17 protein-coding genes, 1 tRNA gene and 1 other annotated feature are annotated in these 20,450 nt (G+C 39.8%); of the genes, 8 read left to right on the top strand and 10 right to left on the bottom strand.

All coding sequences use genetic code 11. The features are described from left to right. Window positions 1–29: 29 nt before the first annotated feature. Complete coding sequence (gene aspS, locus HMPREF3020_RS04525; protein ID WP_070775697.1) at window positions 30–1,796, bottom strand: aspartate--tRNA ligase; 1,767 nt, start codon at window positions 1,794–1,796, stop codon at window positions 30–32. 184 nt (window positions 1,797–1,980) lie between these two features. Between aspS and cmoA the strand changes: the two genes are divergently transcribed. Next, complete coding sequence (gene cmoA / locus HMPREF3020_RS04520; protein WP_070775696.1) at window positions 1,981–2,706, top strand: carboxy-S-adenosyl-L-methionine synthase CmoA; 726 nt, start codon at window positions 1,981–1,983, stop codon at window positions 2,704–2,706. Window positions 2,707–2,774: 68 nt separating this feature from the next. On the opposite strand, the gene pgtP is transcribed toward cmoA, so the two are convergent. After that, a complete protein-coding gene (gene pgtP, locus HMPREF3020_RS04515; RefSeq protein ID WP_049381648.1) occupies window positions 2,775–4,103 on the bottom strand; it encodes a phosphoglycerate transporter protein PgtP in 1,329 nt (442 codons plus the stop codon). A 235-nt stretch (window positions 4,104–4,338) separates the two neighbouring features. On the opposite strand from pgtP, the gene gloA reads away from it, so the two are divergent. The 4 genes from gloA to priC all read left to right on the top strand — a co-directional run bounded on the left by gloA (window position 4,339) and on the right by priC (window position 7,830). Further along, window positions 4,339–4,746 (top strand): lactoylglutathione lyase, encoded by a 408-nt coding sequence (gene gloA, locus HMPREF3020_RS04510; RefSeq protein WP_049356445.1) that lies wholly within the window; start codon window positions 4,339–4,341, stop codon window positions 4,744–4,746. A gap of 74 nt (window positions 4,747–4,820) precedes the next feature. Continuing rightward, entirely contained in the window at window positions 4,821–5,510 is a 690-nt protein-coding gene (gene rnt, locus HMPREF3020_RS04505; RefSeq protein WP_049381647.1) for a ribonuclease T, read from the top strand. Window positions 5,511–5,626: 116 nt separating this feature from the next. Further along, window positions 5,627–5,754 (top strand) — a sequence feature (His leader region). Between the two features lie 103 nt (window positions 5,755–5,857). Next, complete coding sequence (locus HMPREF3020_RS04500) at window positions 5,858–7,210, top strand: Na+/H+ antiporter family protein (RefSeq protein WP_049381646.1); 1,353 nt, start codon at window positions 5,858–5,860, stop codon at window positions 7,208–7,210. A gap of 38 nt (window positions 7,211–7,248) precedes the next feature. Then, window positions 7,249–7,830, top strand: coding sequence for a primosomal replication protein PriC (gene priC, locus HMPREF3020_RS04495; protein ID WP_070775695.1), 582 nt, complete (start codon window positions 7,249–7,251; stop codon window positions 7,828–7,830). A gap of 68 nt (window positions 7,831–7,898) precedes the next feature. Here priC and HMPREF3020_RS04490 read toward each other — a convergent pair. Together HMPREF3020_RS04490 and rne are read right to left on the bottom strand one after the other, a co-directional pair. Next, window positions 7,899–7,988, bottom strand: a tRNA-Ser gene (locus HMPREF3020_RS04490). Window positions 7,989–8,142: 154 nt separating this feature from the next. Continuing rightward, complete coding sequence (gene rne, locus HMPREF3020_RS04485; RefSeq protein WP_070775694.1) at window positions 8,143–10,986, bottom strand: ribonuclease E; 2,844 nt, start codon at window positions 10,984–10,986, stop codon at window positions 8,143–8,145. A 427-nt stretch (window positions 10,987–11,413) separates the two neighbouring features. Here rne and rluC point away from each other — a divergent pair, with 427 nt between their 5' ends. From rluC to hflX, 3 genes are all read left to right on the top strand, one after another. After that, complete coding sequence (gene rluC / locus HMPREF3020_RS04480) at window positions 11,414–12,394, top strand: 23S rRNA pseudouridine(955/2504/2580) synthase RluC (RefSeq protein ID WP_070775693.1); 981 nt, start codon at window positions 11,414–11,416, stop codon at window positions 12,392–12,394. Between the two features lie 86 nt (window positions 12,395–12,480). Next, the gene (gene hfq / locus HMPREF3020_RS04475; protein ID WP_005697164.1) at window positions 12,481–12,765 is read left to right on the top strand and encodes an RNA chaperone Hfq; all 285 of its coding nucleotides are present in this window, start codon (window positions 12,481–12,483) and stop codon (window positions 12,763–12,765) included. Window positions 12,766–12,774: 9 nt separating this feature from the next. After that, entirely contained in the window at window positions 12,775–14,130 is a 1,356-nt protein-coding gene (hflX, locus tag HMPREF3020_RS04470) for a ribosome rescue GTPase HflX (RefSeq protein WP_070775692.1), read from the top strand. Here the strand turns inward: hflX and HMPREF3020_RS04465 are convergent. From HMPREF3020_RS04465 to mepM, 6 genes are all read right to left on the bottom strand, one after another. Continuing rightward, window positions 14,120–15,070, bottom strand: a complete 951-nt coding sequence (locus HMPREF3020_RS04465; RefSeq protein ID WP_049364477.1) for a sigma 54-interacting transcriptional regulator — start codon at window positions 15,068–15,070, stop codon at window positions 14,120–14,122. The two genes, hflX and HMPREF3020_RS04465, sit on opposite strands and share 11 nt — an antisense overlap. Before the next feature lie 120 nt (window positions 15,071–15,190). Then, entirely contained in the window at window positions 15,191–16,099 is a 909-nt protein-coding gene (locus HMPREF3020_RS04460; RefSeq protein ID WP_070775691.1) for a siderophore ABC transporter substrate-binding protein, read from the bottom strand. 14 nt (window positions 16,100–16,113) lie between these two features. Beyond that, window positions 16,114–16,875: an iron ABC transporter ATP-binding protein gene (locus tag HMPREF3020_RS04455; protein ID WP_070775690.1), complete on the bottom strand. Its 762-nt coding sequence runs from the start codon at window positions 16,873–16,875 to the stop codon at window positions 16,114–16,116. Next, window positions 16,866–17,825, bottom strand: coding sequence for an iron chelate uptake ABC transporter family permease subunit (locus tag HMPREF3020_RS04450; protein WP_070775689.1), 960 nt, complete (start codon window positions 17,823–17,825; stop codon window positions 16,866–16,868). The genes HMPREF3020_RS04455 and HMPREF3020_RS04450 overlap by 10 nt, the downstream gene beginning before the upstream one ends. After that, complete coding sequence (locus tag HMPREF3020_RS04445; RefSeq protein ID WP_005697091.1) at window positions 17,818–18,771, bottom strand: ABC transporter permease; 954 nt, start codon at window positions 18,769–18,771, stop codon at window positions 17,818–17,820. The genes HMPREF3020_RS04450 and HMPREF3020_RS04445 overlap by 8 nt, the downstream gene beginning before the upstream one ends. 133 nt (window positions 18,772–18,904) lie before the next feature. Beyond that, entirely contained in the window at window positions 18,905–20,380 is a 1,476-nt protein-coding gene (gene mepM, locus HMPREF3020_RS04440) for a murein DD-endopeptidase MepM (protein WP_070775688.1), read from the bottom strand. Window positions 20,381–20,450: the final 70 nt, after the last annotated feature.

The raw sequence follows: 20,450 nt of genomic DNA, 5'->3' as shown, positions 1-20,450 counted from the left end.
GTATTAAATACGCCCTAATAACTTTTCTATTATTCAGCTTTAGTCACTGCAATACTTAACTCACCTAACGCCTGCGGATTCGCAAAACTTGGCGCCTCTGTCATTAAACAAGCAGCAGCTGTTGTTTTCGGGAATGCAATCACATCACGGATATTTTCAGTGCCAGTTAAAAGCATGGTTAAACGGTCTAAACCAAATGCTAAACCTGCATGTGGCGGTGTACCGAATTTTAATGCATCTAACAAGAAGCCGAATTTTTCGCGTTGTTCTTGTTCGTTAATACCAAGAATACGGAACACGGTTTGTTGCATTTTCGGATCGAAAATACGAACAGAACCGCCACCCACTTCGTAGCCATTAATAACCATATCGTAAGCATTTGCTACTGCATCAGTTGGATTTGCTTCTAATTGTTCTGGCGTAAAATCTTTTGGTGAAGTGAATGGGTGGTGCATTGCTGCAAGATTACCCTCTTCATCACGTTCAAACATTGGGAAATCAATCACCCAAAGCGGTTGCCATTCGTCTAAGCGAGTTAAGCCAAGATCACGACCTAATTTCAAACGTAACGCACCCATTGCATCAGTGGTAGTTTGCCATTTGTCAGCACCGAAGAATAAGATATCGCCAGTTTGAGCTTTCACGCGTTCAGCTAACGCTTTCCATACCTCTTCATTTAAGAATTTCGCAATCGGGCTTTGTACGCCTTCAAGGCCAGCATGAATGTCATTTACTTTCGCCCAAGCTAAACCTTTTGCACCGTAAATACCAACAAATTGTGTATATTCGTCAATTTGTTTACGGGTAATTTCTGTACCATTTGGTACACGAATGACTGTCACACGACCGTTTGGATTGTTTGCAGGCTCATTAAATACTTTAAATTCAACATCTTTAACGATATCAGCCACATCAACTAATTCAAGCGGGTTACGCAAATCTGGTTTATCTGAACCAAAACGAGTCATCGCTTCTTGCCAGGTCATTTGTGGGAATTTGCCTAAATCCACACCAATAATGTTTTGCCATAAGCCGTGCACCATGCGTTCCATGATCTCACGTACTTCTGGTGCAGTTAAGAAAGAGGTTTCCACATCGATTTGAGTAAATTCAGGCTGACGATCTGCACGTAAGTCTTCATCACGGAAACATTTCACGATTTGATAATAACGATCAAAACCAGACATCATTAAAAGCTGTTTGAAAAGCTGTGGTGATTGCGGCAACGCATAGAATTTGCCTTTATGCACACGGCTTGGCACTAAATAGTCACGCGCACCTTCTGGCGTTGCTTTGGTAAGCATTGGGGTTTCAATATCAAGGAAACCATTGTCATCCATAAAACGACGCACAAAACTGGTGATTTTTGCACGGGTTTTCAAACGTTGTGCCATTTCTGGACGACGTAAATCTAAATAGCGATATTTTAAACGTTGTTCTTCGGTGTTATTTTGGTTGAAGTCTAATGGTAAAACGTCAGAAGCATTGTAGATGCGTAATTCTTTCGCTAACACTTCCACTTCGCCTGTCGCCATATTTTTATTAACTTGATTATCAGGACGCGCGATCACTTCACCTTTAATTTGAATACAAAATTCATTACGTAAGCCTGAAGCTGCAGTTAATGCTTCTTGATATTTCGGGTCAAAACAAACTTGTACAACACCATCGCGATCACGCATATCAATAAAAATTAAACCGCCTAAATCGCGACGACGATGAACCCAACCGCTTAATGTTACTTCTTGTCCAATATGGTTGCGGTTTAATGCACCGCAATAATGTGTACGCATCATTTCTATATTCCTTTCATTTTTCTAAAAATGGATAATTAACGCGTTGATTATACGGAAAAAGACATGCCTTTTAAATTGAAAAGCGAAATTTATTTGATCCTTTAAAAACTTTCACTAAAATGACCGCAGTTTTTTGCATTTTATCTAAATAAATGCCCTCTCAATACAACAACAGAATTCAATCATGATGAAAGATACAATTTTTGCCGCCCCGATCGAAAAACTGGGCGATTTTACTTTTGATGAAAGCGTGGCGGAAGTTTTCCCCGATATGATTCAACGCTCGATTCCTGGCTACTCCAACATTATCACGGCGATTGGTATGTTGGCTGAACGTTTTGTGACGGCTGACAGTCAAGTCTATGATTTAGGCTGTTCTCGCGGTGCGGCAGCTCTTTCTATGCGACGTAATATTAAACAACCTAATGTGAAAATTATCGGTGTCGATAATTCTTTGCCAATGGTGGAATGCTGCCGTCAGCACGTTGCGGCTTATCATAGTGATGTGCCCGTAGAAATTCTTTGCGATGATATTCGTCAAATTGAAATTAAGAACGCCTCAATGGTAGTGCTCAACTTCACATTGCAATTTTTACCACCAGAAGATCGTGTAGCTTTGCTCACCAAAATCTACCAAGGTTTAAACCCAAATGGTGTATTAGTGCTCTCTGAAAAATTCCGTTTTGAAGACGAAAAAGTGAATGAGTTGCTTATTGATCTCCACCACCAATTCAAACGTGCTAACGGTTACAGTGAACTTGAAGTGAGCCAAAAACGCACCGCACTTGAAAATGTCATGCGTACTGACTCGATTAACATCCACAAAGAGCGGTTAAAAAACATCGGATTTTCACACGTCGAATTATGGTTCCAATGTTTTAATTTTGGTTCAATGATTGCGGTAAAATAAACAAAAATAAAGTGCGGTCAAAAACATCATGTTTTTTGGCCGCACTTTTTATATGTAATTAACCTTAATTATGCCGCATTCGGCTTATGGAGTAAGGTAAAAGCAATGAAGCCAAATCCTAAGAAGCAAGAAACGATCAAGGCATAAAAACCACCATCCCAGCCAAATAAGTCGACCAATTTACCCATTACATAGCCTGCACTCGCAGAACCTAATAAGTAACCGAATAGTCCGGTTAGACCTGTCGCTGTACCTGTTGCAACACGTGGCACAAGGTCTGCCGCTTGAAGCCCGATCATCATTACTGGACCATAAATTAAGAAACCGATAGCAACAAGACAAATATTATCTACAAGTGGATTACCTTCCGGGTTTTTCCAATAAACAATAATCGCGATTAATACACCGGTTAGGAATAATAACATCGGCGGTGCACGGTGGCCTTTGAACACTTTATCACTTAAATAACCGCTAGCAAGCATACCAAAGATACCTGCATATTCGTAAAGGAAATACGCCCAGCTTTGTTTGTCTACAGAGAAATGTTTCACTTCTTTTAGATACGTTGGGGCCCAGTCAATAATGCCGTAACGAATGAAATACACAAATACGTTCGCAAGTGCAATCGCCCATAAGAACTTATTATTAATGATGTATTTCATAAAAATATCTTTAGAAGAAAGCGTGTGAGCCGATTCGACTTTCTCTACGATTTTTTCACCTTTCCATTCATCTACCGGTGGTAACCCTTGTGATTCTGGAGTATCGTGCATTAAATAGAACATGATGAATGCCAATACAATGGCTATTAAGGCCGGTAAATAGAATAAAGATTGCCATACGCCGAAAATCGATAAACCGAGGATCGCTAATGGACCGATTAAACCACCACCTAAGTTATGTGATACGTTCCACCAGCTCCACCACACACCACGTTCAGAAACCGAGAACCAATTGGTCATTGTTTTTGCACCTGGTGGGTATCCCATTCCTTGGAACCAGCCATTTAATGCAGCTAACACAATCATCAATGGAATAGAAGAAAGCACGCCTGGTACTAAACCGAAAATTAAGCTCACTAATGCAGAACCTAATAAACCAATAGTAATAAAATATTTAGGATTACTTCGGTCAGAAATATTCCCCATAATGAACTTACTAAAACCGTAAGCCAGTGATAACGCTACCCCAACTGTACCTAAATCAGCTTTAGTAAAACCATATTCATCAATAAGATAAGGAATGGCTAAAGAAAAGTTTTTGCGGATAAGATAATAAGCCGCATACCCGATAAATACTCCAGCAAACACCTGCCAACGTAATTTTTTATACTCGGCATCTGTTCTAGAACTTTCAATTCTTGGTGCTGGAGGCGATGCTTTTAAGAATGAAAACATCTTTGTCCTCCTATAATAATTTACAACTTGTCGTATCCTTGTAATAGCTAGGCCACTACAACAAAAAACAGATTACCAAATCTGAATATGAAACTGAGCTCTGACCACTCCAAATGATTAGTTCATTTTCGTTATTTAAACGACTCTAATTTCTGGGATAAATTACGTCCTAAGTCTATTTAAAAATTTCTATGCTATAATCATCCACTAACCCAATAGAAAAGAGGAAAACAAGATGCAAATTTTACACACAATGCTTCGAGTAGGTGATTTAGACCGCTCTATTAAATTTTATCAAGATGTTTTAGGCATGCGTTTATTGCGTACGAGTGAAAACCCAGAATATAAATATACGCTTGCATTTTTAGGTTACGAAGATGGCGAAAGTGCCGCAGAAATTGAATTAACATACAATTGGGGCGTAGATAAATATGAACAAGGTACAGCATATGGACATATTGCTATCGGTGTTGATGATATTTATGCTATTTGTGAAGCAGTTCGTGCAAGCGGTGGTAAAGTGACTCGCGAACCAGGCCCAGTTAAAGGTGGTACAACCGTTATTGCCTTCGTTGAAGATCCAGATGGCTATAAAATTGAATTTATCGAAAATAAAAGCTCAAAATCTGGTCTAGGCAATTAATTAAAAGTGCGGTTGATTTTTTCGCTCTTTTATAACGCAGGGTTACCTGCGTTATTTATTTAAAAGGATACAATATGTCCAATTCTAAAGAAATTCCTTATCACCACCAATTAAAAAATCGTTTTCGCGGCTACTTCCCTGTCATTATTGATGTGGAAACAGCGGGATTTGATGCAAAAAAAGATGCACTTTTAGAGCTTGCAGCAATCACCTTAAAAATGGATGAGAATGGCAATTTACAACCTGATCAAAAATGCCATTTTCATATTGAACCATTTGAGGGGGCAAATATTAATCCCGAATCTCTCAAATTTAATGGGATTGATATTCACAATCCATTGCGTGGTGCCGTATCTGAATTAGATGCCATCACGGGATTGTTCCAAATGGTGCGTCGAGGACAAAAAGATGCAGAATGTCAGCGTTCTATCATCGTGGCACATAATGCGGCTTTTGACCAAAGCTTCGTGATGGCTGCGGCTGAACGTACGGGTGTAAAACGCAATCCATTCCACCCTTTTGGGATGTTTGATACGGCAACGCTTGCCGGTTTTATGTTTGGGCAAACAGTACTCGTCAAAGCGTGCCAAGCGGCAAAAATTCCTTTTGATGGCAAACAAGCCCATTCAGCGCTATATGATACCGAACGTACTGCGGAATTATTTTGCTATATGGTGAATCACTTAAAAGAGCTTGGCGGTTTCCCGCATATTGCTCAACCCGATGCAACGGAAAAAACTGATGAAAATCAGACCACACTTTAATTTTTAAAATTTTTTAGAAAAAAACTTGCAATCGTTTTCGCTTTACCGTATTTTAAAAAGTAATTCAATTTAGTTATCTAAATAAGAGAGTTTCAAATGAACTTTATCCTTCGTCACCATCATCGCCATTCAACTGAATAATCTTTCAGGCTGTTGGCGTGCTTGGAAGATTTCTTCCGAGCTGACAAGATAAAGATCAAAAAAATCTTACCCCTCGGAAGGCAACTTTCGAGGGGTTTTGTTTTATTATTAATTTACAGGAGTTTATTACTATGCGACATTTAACCTTAAATCAATTTTCTTTTATGCGACCTTTTTCTTTTAATTAATCAATAAGGAACAACAATATGTTATCGAATCCCGTTGTTATTTCAATTGTCGTGCTACTAGCGTTAAGCTTGCTGCGCGTAAACGTGGTTATCGCACTGGTGATTTCCGCTCTGACTGCAGGCTTGTGTGGTGACTTAGGTTTAGGAAAAACCATTGAAGCCTTTACAGGTGGTTTAGGTGGTGGAGCTGAAGTAGCGATGAACTACGCCATGTTAGGCGCATTTGCCATTGCGATTTCAAAATCTGGTATCACTGATTTGCTTGCCTACAAAATCATTACCCGAATGAATAAAACACCAACCGGAAAAAATTTAGCTTGGTTTAAATATACGCTACTGAGTATTTTACTTTTATTCGCTATTTCATCCCAAAACTTACTCCCAGTGCACATTGCGTTTATCCCGATTGTTGTGCCGCCGTTACTTTCTATTTTTAACCGTTTAAAAATCGACCGTCGTGCAGTCGCTTGTATTATTACCTTCGGTTTAACGGCAACCTATATGATCTTACCTGTCGGTTTCGGGAAAATCTTTATTGAAAGTGTTTTAGTTAAAAATATCAATCTTGCTGGTGCATCACTCGGCTTACAAACTAGTGTAGGTGAAGTTTCTCTTGCTATGCTTATCCCTGTTTCAGGTATGATTCTTGGTTTACTCACTGCGGTGTTTGTTACCTATCGCAAACCGCGAGAGTATGTTGTGACAACGACTGAACCAACTACAACTGAAATTGAACAACACATTGCGAACATTAAACCTATTCAAATTACTGCAAGTGCGGTTGCTATTGTCGCCACTTTTGCCACACAGCTTTTCACAAGCTCTACAATTATTGGTGGTTTAGTTGGTTTAATCATTTTCGGTGTATTCGGTATCTTCAAACTCAAAGAAAGTAATGATATTTTCCAACAAGGCTTACGTTTAATGGCGATGATTGGCTTTGTTATGATTGCAGCGTCTGGTTTCGCTAATGTGATTAATACCACAAGCGGTGTGAAAGAGTTAGTTGATGCGCTTTCAACGGGTGCGATTCAAAGTAAAGGCGTTGCGGCATTCTTAATGTTACTCGTTGGGTTATTGATTACCATGGGTATTGGTTCTTCTTTCTCAACTGTACCAATTATCACCTCAATTTATGTACCACTTTGTCTCTCTTTTGGTTTCTCACCACTTGCGACAGTCGCTATCGTAGGTGTAGCGGCGGCATTAGGGGATGCGGGTTCACCGGCTTCTGACTCAACACTTGGGCCGACATCCGGTTTGAATATAGATGGTAAACACGACCACATTTGGGATTCTGTTGTGCCAACCTTTATTCACTACAATATCCCATTATTAGCGTTCGGTTGGATTGCAGCCATGACCCTTTAATCGTTATAATCCCTGCATACATTATGCGGGGATTTTTTATGTCTATTCAATCATTACTCAATACGCTCGAGCAAAAAGTACAGCAACTAACTCAAGCCTATCAAGCTGACTCTGATAAAAAAATCAACGCAAAATTTAACCGCACTTTATTTACCGAAGATTTTGAAACCGTCGGTTTTTATCTCAAAGAAATCCAGCAGAGCTTAACTAAGCTATCTAATATCCCCCATCAAAATGAAGAGCAAATTGTATTTATGGCAGAACATCTTTTAGGGCAATGTACCGCCTTGACTGAAGCCATGAATCGCAAGCATAAAAAGCCCATTCAACCGAAAATAGCAGAGCCACAAGTTGCAAGTAGTAAATCACAACATAGCATTCATCGTCTCCCTCCTAGAGAGCGTCTAGAAAAGTATTATGAAGCCTTGCAGCAACTCACGGAAAAATACGAAGAAGCTAAAGCACAAGCTAATACGGCTCAAACAGATATTCAGCAAGATATGCATAAGCAAACAGCCGCGATTTATTTAACTCGCCGTCAAAAATGTTTAGAAGCGATTGAGACCTTAGAAGAATACCTTGCCTTTAAAGAGGCCCAAGAAAGTGCAGTCAAAAAATAAGATATTTTTTAATAGACTGAAAAGCAAAAATCCCTAAATCTTTCGACTTAGGGATTTTTTGAATTTGATGGCGGAGGAAGTGAGATTCGAACTCACGGAGGGCGTAAACCCTCGCCGGTTTTCAAGACCGGTGCCTTCAACCACTCGACCATTCCTCCGTGATTTAAGCGAGGTGAATAATACGTTTTTTCCCCCACCCCGTCAAGCAAGAAAATAAAAAAATTATCTGACTGACTACTTTTAAATCACTATGTTTTAAAAATACACAAAATAAAAACGGAACCTACTGGTTCCGTCTTTATGGTTAAGATATTACTCTGATTTTGCTTGTGTAGGTTCAGAGTAAATGTGACTAATTGCACTATGATGACCTGCCGCGCCTTTACCGTTAAAGTAATAGCGAGACTCTGTCCATTCTACAATTGGGAATGGTTTAGACTCTTCATCTGGTGCTTTCGCTAATGTCATCGCTGCTTTTGTGTGCTGTACTGCTGAAATGGTACCTGCACGACCTGTGAACACATAAGAACGAGCGAGCTCAGCTTTTTCTTGTGGTTCCACTTCTGCCGTTGCAACTTGAGCAACTGGTTCTGGTTTATGATGCAAGCGTTCTAATGACTCTTGCACTTTCTGTTGAACCGCTTCATTTGCCGGTTGAGTAATGAAATCTAACGCAGGTTGTGCTTCAACTGATTTTTCTTCCACGACAATACCAGTTGCCGGGGTGATCACACCTTTTTTCGTTTTTTCTTGCTCAAGCAATTCATCCACAGATAAGAAATTGCTTTCTTTCGCTGCATTCACAACAGAATAATCGACACAAACTTTACCGCTTGCTAATTCAGGTGAAGCAACTGCCGCAAATAATGGCATTGGTGACTTCACTTCATTACGACGACGGCGTTGATTATTCGATGTACGTAAATGACGTGGAGTACGACGCTGACGTTCTTGACGTGGTTTATCTTCAGCATTATCAGCAACATTGTTTTCAACCACTTCATTTTGAACAGTCTCAACAACTGGTACTTCAACCGCTTCAATAACATTCTCATTTACGTTATTTGCATTGTCCTCAATACGAACACGTTTACGTAAATCACGACGTTGACGACGCTCTGCTACCGGTTTCTCTGTTTTTTCTTCTTGACGATTATCATCAGAAACATGAGCAAAATTAACCGCACTTTCAGATGTCACTTCTTCATTCGCGTTACGACGATTGCGACGATTATTTACACGCTCGCGAGTTAGACGTGCATTTTCTTCATCTGTATTTTTCGCATTATCGTTTTCTTCATCTGTATTTTTCGCATTATCGTTGTTTTCGTTGTTGCGAGAACGACGATTATTACGACGATCTTGATTGCGGCGATTATTACGGTTGTTGTTACGATTGTTGCGGTTATTTTGATTTTTCTCTTCTTCTTTTGGTTCAGAAGCAAATAAACCTTTAATTGCGGCAACAATTTTCGCAAACAATGATGGTTCTTCCGATTTACGCTCAACCGGTGCTGGTGCAGCTGTTGGAATCGATAAAGATACTGCTGCACTTTCCATCACTTGCTCAGAGGTCACTGCTGCAGTTTCAATATTGCGAGAAACTAGAGACTCTTCTGGTACAAATGTATCGTCTTGTGCATCATGGAATTTCGCTAAGTTATAGCTTAATTCATTTAGCTCTTCGCCCTCACGAACACGGAATACGCTGAAATGTGGCGTTTCCATTGCTTCATTTGGTACCACGATAATATCAACATCATGGCGTTTTTCGATGCTATGAACGGCTTTACGTTTTTCGTTAAGTAAATAAGATGCAATTTGTACTGGCACGATGGTGTGTACTTGTTTGGTATTTTCTTTTAACGCTTCTTCTTCGATTAAACGTAAGATAGAAAGTGATAAACTTTCGTTATCACGCACTTTACCTGTACCTTGACAGCGTGGGCAAACATGGTGAGAAGATTCACCTAATGACGGGCTTAAACGCTGACGCGACATTTCCAACAAACCGAAGCGAGAAATACGGCTAATTTGAATTCGAGCACGGTCTTGACGTACCGCATCACGAATACGGTTTTCTACTTCACGTTGGTGACGAACAGGTGTCATATCGATGAAATCGATGACCACTAAGCCACCTAGGTCACGTAAACGTAATTGACGAGCAATTTCATCTGCGGCTTCAAGGTTGGTATTTAATGCGGTTTCTTCAATATCACCACCACGAGTTGAACGCGCCGAGTTAATATCGATCGCCGTTAACGCTTCTGTCACATCAATGACAATCGAACCACCAGAAGGTAAACGCACTTCACGTTGGAAGGCGGATTCAATTTGTGACTCAATTTGATAGTGACTAAATAACGGCACTTCGCCTTGATACAGTTTCACACGATTGATGAAATCTGGGCGTACAAGTTTGATGTGTGCTTTCGCTTTTTCAAATACTTTCGGGCTATCAATTAAGATCTCACCGATATCACGACGCAAGTAATCACGGATCGCACGAACGATCACATCACTTTCTTGGTGAATTAAGAACGGCGCCGGACGACTTTGTGAAGCTTGTTTGATCGCTTCCCAATGATGTAAAAGTACTTTTAAGTCCCATTGTAATTCTTCTGGTGATTTACCTACACCCGCTGTACGCACGATAAGACCAACGCCTTCCGGTACATCTAAAGAACTCAATGCTTCTTTTAATTCGATACGTTCATCGCCTTCAATACGGCGAGAGATACCACCTGCACGCGGATTGTTTGGCATAATCACCAAATAACTACCGGCAAGGGAAACAAAAGTGGTTAAGGCCGCGCCTTTATTTCCGCGCTCTTCTTTGTTCACCTGAACGATCACTTCTTGGCCTTCGGTCAAAATATCACGGATATTTGGACGACCTTGGAACACATAATCAGCAGGGAAATACTCGCGGGCAATTTCTTTTAAAGGAAGGAAGCCATGGCGCTCAGCACCATAATCCACAAAGGCTGCTTCTAAACTCGGCTCTACGCGAGTGATTTTCCCTTTGTAAATATTGGCTTTTTTCTGTTCATGACCCGGACTTTCAATATCCAAGTCGAATAAACGCTGGCCATCGACCAACGCAACGCGCAACTCTTCTTTTTGAGTCGCATTGATTAACATTCTTTTCATTGTCAATTTCTCGTTTTGAATTATCTAAAATACCTTGAAAATTAACCGCACTTTACAGATTTACTGACCTTAGCCATCGACCTCGTGTTTCTCGCGAACAGTCAATCTCACGACTGTGTGTTGCTGGGTGCATTGATAGCATACTCAATTGTTATCTAAGACAATTTTCGTAAAACAATGCGATGTGTTAATTACGCATTGCAAGGAAGCGTCAATCTTCAAGAAAAACATGTTGATTATCAATGTCTTATGCCATTTGCCGCATTGAGTTTTGACCAACATACAAAATCACTTTCTAAATGCCAAATTTGAGGCGCAGAAAGACGCTCTATTATCCACATTCGAGGCTAAATTAGCAAGGCATTCTTGCTATTCTCACCAGGGATATTGTGATATGATTCAGCCCAATTTTTAAAGGACAGATTCAATGACTGAAAAACAAGAAAAAATCATCAATCAATCCGTCAAAATGCTCACGATTTCTGAAGATGAAGCAGGACAACGCATTGATAATTATTTATTGGCAAAATTAAAAGGTGTACCAAAAAGTTTGATTTACCGCATTCTGCGTAAAGGCGAAGTGCGTGTGAACAAAGGGCGAATCAAACCTGAATATAAATTACAAAATGGTGATGTGGTGCGTGTGCCACCTGTTCGTGTTTCTGAAAAAAATACTGCCCCAATTTCTAAAAACTTGAATAAAGTCGCCTCCCTTGAAAGCCATATTATTTTTGAAGATGACTGTTTATTAGTATTGAACAAACCTTCCGGCATAGCGGTTCATGGCGGGAGTGGCTTGAATTTTGGTGTGATTGAAGCCTTGCGTGCATTACGTCCTGAAGCCCGTTTTTTAGAATTGGTCCACCGTTTAGACAGAGATACATCAGGTATTTTATTAGTCGCCAAAAAACGTTCTGCCTTACGCAACTTACACGAACAACTTCGTGTTAAAACCGTGCAAAAAGATTATCTCGCACTCGTACGCGGCCAATGGCAATCTCATGTAAAAGTCGTGCAAGCCCCTTTATTAAAAAATGAATTGGCCAGTGGTGAACGCATCGTTAAAGTCAGTGAACAAGGCAAACCTTCAGAAACGCGATTTGCCATCGAAGAACGCTATCAAAATGCGACCTTAGTAAAAGCGTCACCTGTAACAGGAAGAACTCATCAGATCAGAGTTCATACCCAGTATGCAGGACACCCGATTGCACTGGATGATAAATACGGTGATAAAGAATTTGATAAATATATGCAAGATCTCGGGCTTAATCGCTTGTTTTTACATGCGTTTTCTATTCGATTTGAGCATCCTAAAACGGGTGAAACATTACGTCTCAATGCTCAACTAGACGAAAAAATGAAAACAATTCTGAAAAAACTGCGTGAAAGCAAAGAGATAAACCCATAGACAAGAAAAATGTTTATTGTTATATTTGATGACGGAGACAACTCGTTTCTATCATTAATTAACATATAACAACAAAGGATAGCAAAATGGCAAAAGGACAATCATTACAAGATCCTTATTTGAATGCGTTACGCCGTGAACGTATTCCTGTTTCGATTTATCTCGTTAATGGGATTAAATTACAGGGTCAAATCGAATCATTCGACCAATTCGTGATTTTATTAAAAAACACGGTTAATCAAATGGTGTACAAACACGCAATTTCGACTGTAGTTCCAGCACGTTCTGTTTCTCACCACAATAATAATGGCGGTCATCATGCAGCACAAACTTCTGATGCTGTAGCGGAAGTAGAAACACAAGCAGAATAATTCTGTTCAATGAACGATTTCATCAGTTTAAGTGCGGTTGAAAATTCACCTGAAATTTCAACCGCACTTTCGTCATCTAAAACAGTCGACAATAGCCAATCGACAAAAGATAAAGCTGTCGTCGTGCATGTTTTCTTTTCTCAAAATAAAAACATTGAAGATCTGCAAGAATTCCAACTTTTAGCAGAATCTGCCAATGTTGAGATTTTACAAATCATCACCACGAGCCGAGCGACGCCACAAGCGAAATATTTTATCGGTGAAGGAAAAGCACAAGAAATTGCAGATGCAGTGAAAGCCTTAGATGCTGATGTTGTTTTGGTGAATCATCAATTAACCCCTGCACAAACCCGTAATTTAGAAAGCATCTGCCAATGTCGCGTAGTGGATCGCACTGGGGTGATTTTAGATATCTTTGCCCAACGAGCCCGCTCGCACGAAGGGAAATTGCAAGTTGAATTAGCTCAACTTAAGCATTTATCCACTCGATTAGTTCGCCGAAAAACAGGCTTAGATCAGCAAAAAGGCGCGGTAGGATTACGAGGCCCTGGCGAAACGCAGTTAGAAACAGATCGCCGTTTAATCAAGGTTCGTATTGCGCAGTTGCAAAATCGTTTGGCAAAAGTCGAAAAACAACGCAACCAAAATCGCCAAACCCGACAAAAAGCGGATATTCCGACCATTTCTTTAGTGGGTTATACCAATGCGGGAAAATCGACATTATTCAATTTCATCACGCAAGCCAATGTCTATGCGGCGGATCAGCTTTTCGCCACCCTCGATCCCACATTAAGACGTTTACAAATTCAAGATGTTGGTACGGCCATTCTCGCGGATACTGTTGGTTTTGTTCGCCAACTCCCCCATGATTTAGTGTCCGCTTTTAAATCTACCTTGCAAGAAACGGTAGAAGCCAGTTTGTTATTACATATCATTGATGCAGCTGACGCTCGAAAGATCGAAAATATTGAAGCGGTAAATTTAGTATTGGAGGAGATTAAGGCTGATAAAGTGCCAGCTTTGCTTGTGTATAACAAAATCGATTTATTGGAAAATGTGGCGCCCCATATTGAATATGATGACGAGAATAAGCCCGTTGCCGTTTATCTTTCCGCGCATTCAGGTGAAGGATTAGAGCTGCTACTTGAAGCCATTAAAGTGCGGTTGAAAAATGAGATACTTTCTTTCACTCTCACGCTGCTCCCGCAAGAGGGCAAAATTCGCCATGCGCTCTATCAATTAGATAGCATTCGTCACGAACAAATTTCGGATGAAGGTGAATTTATCCTCAATGTACAAATTGATAAAGTCGAATGGCTCAAACTTTGTAAACAATTCCCTAAACTGTCAGAAATTATTTACTAATACCGTATTGTTTTAATTTATTGGCAATCGCCGTATGTGATACACCTAATCGTTGTGCTAATTTTCGAGTACTTGGATACTGAGCATAAAAAGCACGGAGTACACTCGCCTCATATTGTCCCATGATCTCATCTAGGGTTTGCTCTCCAAAATCATCCACAGAAATGACCGCACTTTGTACAGGTTTTAAATTTAAACTTTCAATATCAAGCTGGTTATTTTTCGCTAAGGAACAGGCACGATACAAGACATTGTAAAGCTCTCGCACATTACCTTGCCAAGGCTGCCCTTTCAAATAACTCAAAAAATCAGCATCATATTGCGGCATTGGAATCTTAAGCTGCGTGCTAATTTCTTGTAAAAAACCGTCCGTTAAAGGCTGAATATCTTCAACTCGCTCACGCAATGGCGGTACATTTAGTGCTAAGACATTTAAGCGATGGAATAAATCACTGCGCAATTTCCCTTGCTCTAACAGCTTTTCCATTGGCTCTTGTGACGTACAAATCACCCGAACATTTGCATGATGTTCTTTTTCTTCGCCCACTCGACGGAAAGAACCATCCGTTAAAAAACGCAGTAATTTTGCCTGTAAACTTAATGAAAGCTCGGCAATGCCATCTAACAACACCGTGCCTTCGTTAGCATATTCAAAAAAACCGATGGTTTCACTGTCACCCACTTTACGCCCAAACATTTCGCTTTCCGCATCTTCATCCGGCAGGCCTGCACAGTTTACTGCAATGAATTTTTTCTCACGGCGCAAGCTCGCAAAATGGCAAGCTTTTGCTAATAGATCTTTACCTGTGCCCGTTTCACCCTGAATTAAAAGCGGCACATCAAACATCGCAAAACGTTGTGCATTTTCGACCGCACTTTTCATGGAAAGGCTTTGAGTGACAAAGCAAGAGAACGGATCTTGTGGATTAAATGTCAGCATAAAATAAGCTCTGTTTTATTAAATTATGCCGATATGATAGGAAGTTTATTGATATGTGTAAAGATTAATTTACATATAAAAAGGGCAATACTTGACTGCCCTTTTAGATGATTTTTCGTATTATTTTTTCACTGCACGATCAAGTTCTTGCGCAATGATTTCCATGCTTTCTAAACCACCAAACGCAAGATACCAATTGGCTGCATCAAGATACACAATGTGTCCATCTTTATACGCTTTGGTTTGTTTGATGATATCGTTATCCAATACTTTTTGCGCATTGTTGGCTTTTTCTGTAATGGCCGCTGTACGATCCACTACAAGTAAAAAGTCTGGATTTTTTTCTAAGATATATTCAAAACCAACGCTTTGTCCATGCGTAGAAGATTTGATGCTGTTATCAATCGGTTTAAAACCAAATTTTTGATACACCATGCCATAGCGAGAACCGTCACCAAAGGCACTGATTTTACTTTCATTAACCAATACCAACAAAGCTGTTTTGTCTTTCGCATCTTTTGCGACTTGGTCAACCTTGCTTTCCAATGCTGAAAGTTTTTCTTTCGCGACACTTTCTTTACCAAAAATCTGACCAAGTGCGGTCACATTTTGTTGAAAACTTGTGTAGTAATTATTGTAGTCATTTTCAACATTAAATACTGGCGCAATTTCTTTAAATTTATCGATCATTTTTTCTTGACGCTTAGAAACAATGATCAAATCCGGATTAAGCTCATTAATTTGCTCCAATGATTGTTCTTTCAAATCGCCGACATTTTTATATTTTTTGTCTGCAAATTCTGCAAGATAAGTTGGGAGTTTTCCGCTTTGTGGGAAGCCCACAATTTTATCTTGCACACCTAATGCACGAAGTGTGTCTGCTGCACCAAAATCGAGAACCACCACACGTTGTGGATTTTGTGGCACGACTTGTTTTCCAACGGAATTTTCCACCGTAATATCCGCAGCTTGTACAACACCAGAAAGTGCGAAGAGTGAAAGCGCTAAAGTTGATAATGTTTTTTTCATAAAGATTTCCTTACTTATCTAAAATAAACGGCAATTTTATGGTCGTCGATATCCTGAATCGGAATCGACATATCATAAATATCTTGTAATACGGTTGATTGCATAATGTGGTTAATCTCGCCTTGGTGCACTAATTTTCCATTTTTCATGGCAACAATGTAGTCTGAATAACAAGAGGCGAAATTAATATCATGAATCACAATCACCACGGTTTTGTTGAGTTCTGTCGCTAATTTACGCAAAACTTGCATGATCTGCACAGAATGCTTCATATCCAGATTATTTAATGGTTCATCCAACAAAATATAATCGGTATCTTGTGCAAGCGTCATTGCAATATAAGCACGTTGTCGCTGACCACCACTTAAACTATCGATATATTGGTGACGAATATCATCTAAATTCATATAGGCAATGGCATTATCAATAAAAGTGCGGTCAGTTTGGGTTAAGTTTCCTTTGCAATAAGGAAAACGCCCAAAAGCGACTAAATCTTCAATAGTTAGACGCAAATTAATGTTGTTAGTTTGCTTTAAAATCGCAAGTTGTTTCGCAATATCGCTACTTTTCTTACGATTGAGCAATTCACCGTTGAGATAGATCTTGCCACTATCAGCATTCAACAAACGGCTCATAATAGACAGCACCGTACTCTTCCCCGCACCATTCGGCCCGATAAAAGACGTAATTTTCCCCGTAGGAATGGTAACGGACACATTATCCACCACCTTTTTGCTTCCGTAACTTTTAGTAATATTGCGAATTTCTATTGCCATTTTTTGTTTGCTCTTAATAACAAATAAATAAAGTACACCCCGCCGACAAAATTAACGATGATGCTTAATGTCGTGCGGAAGGTAAAAATATGAGTAACCAATAATTGCCCAAAAACCAAGGTAATAATGGAAATTAACATCGCAGCAGGAATAAGCACCTTATGGCGATAATCACGAATAAATTCAAAAGTCACGTTCATTACCAATAACCCAAGGAAAGTAAGTGGGCCAACAAGTGCGGTCGACACTGACGTTAAAATTGCCACGAGAATTAACAGGACTTTTAAGGTCTTTTGATAATCGATCCCTAAGTTAATGGCATTTTCTCGCCCTAATGCCAACACATCAAAGCAATGCCAATATTTCAAACTGAAAACAATCGTCGCTACTAAAATGGCTAATGCGACCCATAAGATTTGAGTATTGATTCGGTTGAAACTTGCAAAGCCAATATCTTGTGCGATCTGAAATTCATTTGGATCAATCAACACTTCCATAAAGGTCGTTAAGCTACCAAAGAAGGTGCCGAAAATAATCCCGACAAGCAACAAGAAGAAAATATTTTGGTTTTCTTTCTTAAACAGGAAGTGATAAAGCACTAATGAAAACGCCATCATTAATCCCGTACACAAGACAAACAATGCAATAGAATTCATAGAAAGCAATGTGCTTGAACCGAAAAGGAAAATGATCGCCGTTTGAATCAGTAAATACAGCGAATCTAACCCTAAAATACTCGGTGTAAGAATTCGGTTATTCACGACCGTTTGGAAAATCATCGTAGCAAGTGCAATTGCCGCGCCTGTAATCACAATCGCAATTAAGGATAAGGCACGATTTTCCAAGGCATATTGCCAACGGTTTGGTAAGTTGTAGCCTAAATAAAGTGCAAGAGAAACAATGGCTAACAACGACAATACAATCAGTTGAGAAGAAGATTTCTTAGCCATTTCTATACCGCTTTAATAATAAAAATAAGAAGATCCCACTGCCAAATACACCAACCACGGCATTAATGGAAATCTCATAAGGATAAATCACACTTCGACCTAAAATATCGCAAAATAAAACAAATACAGCGCCTAGCAAGGCCGTATGAGATAACACTTTCTTCAAGTTATCCCCTAAATAAAGTGTGACGATATTCGGGATTATTAACCCTAAGAAAGGAATCACGCCAACAGACACGATAATAATCGAAGAGACCACTGCCACAATGAGCAATCCGAGATAAAGTACCTGGTTGTAATTTAGACCTAGATTAACCGCAAAATCTTTCCCCATCCCGACAATAGAAAAACGATGCGCAAATAAATAAGCCACAATGAGTGTAGGAATACTGAAATACAACAATTCATAGCGACCAGACATCACAAGAGAAAAGTCCCCTTGTAGCCACCCGGATAAGTTTTGTAATAAATCTTCTTTGTAAGCAATAAAGGCGGTAATCGAACTGATGATATTACCGAACATAATCCCCACTAAAGGCACAAAAATCGTGTCCTTGAATTTCAAACGGGACAGAATCGTCATAAATAACAATGTGCCAAGGAAAGACACAATCACCGCAATGGTCGTTTTTAACAACATTGAAGCCGTTGGGAAAAACAGCATCGCCATTAAAATCCCTAATCTTGCACTATCCATGGTGCCCGCAGTGGTGGGAGAAACAAATCGGTTTCGACTGAGTTGCTGCATCACTAAGCCACAAATACTTAAGGATGCACCCGCAATCAAGATACTGATTAAACGAGGCACTCGACTAATGAAAAATATCTGCCATTGATTACCTTCAAAATTCAGTAACCCTTGCAGATTAACAGTACTTACCCCGAGAAAAAGTGAAACAAAGGAAAGCACGATCAAAAGAAAAATCAGATAACGTCGCTTAATCATAAAAATGAGAATAATTCTAAAATGCAAAAAGAATAGCATATTGAAGGAAAAGAGAAAAGATGAAGTGCGGTCAGTTTTCGGCTAATTTTTAGTCGTATAAAAAATGCGGTCAAATTTGACCGCACTTTATTCGCTATAATTTTAATGTTCTTTCAACTTCTTTCGCTCGGACTAAGAATTGCTTACGTTCTGCCGTTGCCATTCCGCTGCTGGTACCCGGCAATTTCACCGTAAGCGGGTTCACCGCACGTTCATTAATATGAAACTCGTAGTGCAAGTGTGGACCGGTTGAAATCCCTGTATTACCAGTTAATGCAATGCGCTCCCCTTTCTTCACAGTTTGACCTGCACCTACTAAAGCTCGACTTAAATGCATATACACCGTTTGATATTCACGACCATGGCGTATCACCACATAACGTCCTGCACCACCTGCTTGATAAGCCACTTTTTCTACCACACCTTCTGCAGGCGCAATAACTGGCGTACCCGGTGAAACAGCAAAGTCCACCCCTTTATGCGGACGAACACGTCCTGTTACTGGGTGTCGACGATTTGGATTAAATGGTGACGAAATACGCGCTTGACGTTGCAATGGATAACGTGCAAAGCCTTTACCAAGGGTTTCCCCTTGCTTATCGTAGTAACGACCATTAGCGGCTTGAATGCCATAATAGCTCTTACCGTCTGTCATAATGTGAATCGCTTCAACGTTACCTTGACCGGTTAATTTATCACCTAAATATTCACGTGATACTAAAATCGCAAATTTGGTGCCTTTACTGAGTTTTTGAAGGCTTACCTGCCACTGTAACGCAGAGCTTAACTGGCTGATTTGACGACCATCCAGACCTAAATCACGCAAACTTGATGCAAAAGATCCGTTAATCGTACCTTTTAGCACCTCTTTCTTCCAGATACTTTTCTTCTCTAGAATTTGGCGTTTAAACTTACCGTCTTCCGTGCGTTCATAAATGCGTTCTTCTTTTTCAGACACCAGCCAGTTTAAATATTCCAGTTGATCTTCTTTATCTAAAATCCAATAGAACTGCTGACCTGCACGCAAGGTTTTTAATTCAGGATATTCGGCAATTAAATTCTTCGCCGTATCATCTTCTAAACCTGAAAGCTCTAACACGTCTTTTAAGGAATCACCACGCACCACGGTATGACTAAATTGATCGGTAATACGCAATGCCTGATCAGCTACATCTAAAATACCGCTGAGCGCATCTTGCGCATCTTTTGGTAAATCAGTTAGCTCATCAAACTGCGGTTTAATTTCATCCACTTCATCATCTTTGGCTTGAAGATCATCATCGTAAGAAGTTGCATCTTCCGTATTCGCATGTTGTTTCGCTTCAGGGTGTTCACCTGCTTGAGGTTGAGACTTATCAGATTCTGTTTTTTCAGGTGTAAGGGATTGATATTGAACGTTATCCACCATCTCTGGCTCAAGATTACTTTGCAGAGAAGGATCATAGTCAGCGGTATCTTTAAAGGCGAGGAAAATTCCCGTTAAAATAAGCAAAAGTGCGGCAAAAAAAATCGCTGCTTTTAGGCGGGATTTTCTTTTCCGTCGATCTCTAGCTAATTTAACGTGTTGCAAAATAGATACCTTTAAAATGAATAAAAAGCTTTTCGCTCTTCAGACTACAAACTCTGGGAAAAATTCATTT

The organism is Haemophilus sp. HMSC068C11 (assembly GCF_001815355.1).
GTDB lineage: Bacteria > Pseudomonadota > Gammaproteobacteria > Enterobacterales > Pasteurellaceae > Haemophilus_D.
The sequence above is the reverse complement of the archived record's forward strand: the minus strand, read 5'-3'. Positions and strand labels throughout refer to the sequence as shown.